We start from the raw sequence: 1,337 nt of genomic DNA on the forward strand, positions 1-1,337 counted from the left end.
GTACTGCTGGCGTAAAGCCACGCTTTTTGAGTCCATTGACCGTCTTGTAGCCTCGTGCCGCAATGTTGGAGGATTGCAGCAGCTCTATAATTTGCTCAGCCACGCCCATGTCCTCCGCCATATCGAACAGAGCATCCAGTCCCATACCTGTCGTAAAGATGTACCAGTCCGGAGGGTTCTTCACCCACGATACAACAGCGTTGCGCAGCTCGATGTCATCCAGAAAAACCGTGCCCTGAGCTGGGCGCTCTACCGGCTCTCCTCCCATCTTCATAACTAACAGCGCCATTTCTTCTGCTTTACGGGGACCGGCAAGAGCGACTCTCTTACCTGCCATGCGTTGTGCCATGCTGTTGCCTCCCTTGTAGAAGTCGTATTTCTTTCTACCAAGTATACAATTAGAGAGGCAAAAGACAAATAAGAATTACTTTCCTGCTAAATACAGTAAACTTATAAGTGGGCGTGTCCTGTTTCACTTCCCTGCTGGCCTTCTTTCTGTTCACTTCTATCCCTCTCCCTGCTGGATGATGACTTATCCTCGTTGTCGTTCCCTTTAGATTTGGGTCGAAGCAGCATCCATAATACCAAGGGCATGAATACAAAAAAAATGACCATTACCGCCGTCCATTCCCGGCTGAAATCATAAATTTGTACGGTGTTGGAAAACAACATAAACGAACAGACATAACCTAACAAACCTACGGGCCATACCATCAGACTCCCCCAGGCATGAGTAAACATACGCTTGATCGCGAGACTGGTAACGTACAGGTCAACTCCAATCTTTATAAGAAAGGTTGGTACGGTCAACGCTGCTACGAATAAGTCGAATCGATCCAGAAAATCGGTTAGCTGCAACTGACGTACCAGTTCATACGATGGATAAAACAGCCGTGACAAGATAGGCACACCAATTACCAACTCCGACAGCAATACCAACAAGATCATATAGACAGTTCCGGTCAAATGCCCAAACCACGCACTACGCCCATTATAGCTCTTTCCCGGGAGGACAAAGGGAACGATCATGATATCGACCATATATCCCAGCATACGCCAGCTACCCTTAATCACTCCCTCTACTTCCGGATGTAAATAGGGTCTCAACATTGAAAAATCCATATTACGGCCGAAAAAAAGCGGCATAGTCAGCAGTGTCACAATCAATAACGGTACAAAAATCTCCGCCATATTGACCATGGTGCTTATTCCGCCTTTAGCCATAAATACCAGAGTCAACAACAAAATAAGAGAAGTGATCACAATCGGAGTCAGCGGCAAAAGCACCACCTCCACCAGATCGGTAATAATCCTCAAATCCCGCGCAAAAATGATGA

2 protein-coding genes are annotated in these 1,337 nt (G+C 46.7%); both read right to left on the reverse strand.

Translation table 11 applies throughout. The annotated features are described in order from the left end of the window. Nucleotides 1–349 (reverse strand): uroporphyrinogen-III synthase (locus AC5V8P_RS25600; RefSeq protein ID WP_495474056.1); only part of this gene is annotated, 349 nt, incomplete at its 3' end. Between the two features lie 101 nt (nt 350–450). Continuing rightward, nucleotides 451–1,337, reverse strand: an 887-nt coding sequence (locus AC5V8P_RS25605; protein WP_495474057.1) for a GerAB/ArcD/ProY family transporter, incomplete at its 5' end; no start/stop codon positions are given.

Source organism: Paenibacillus sp. N119s (genome assembly GCF_059447605.1).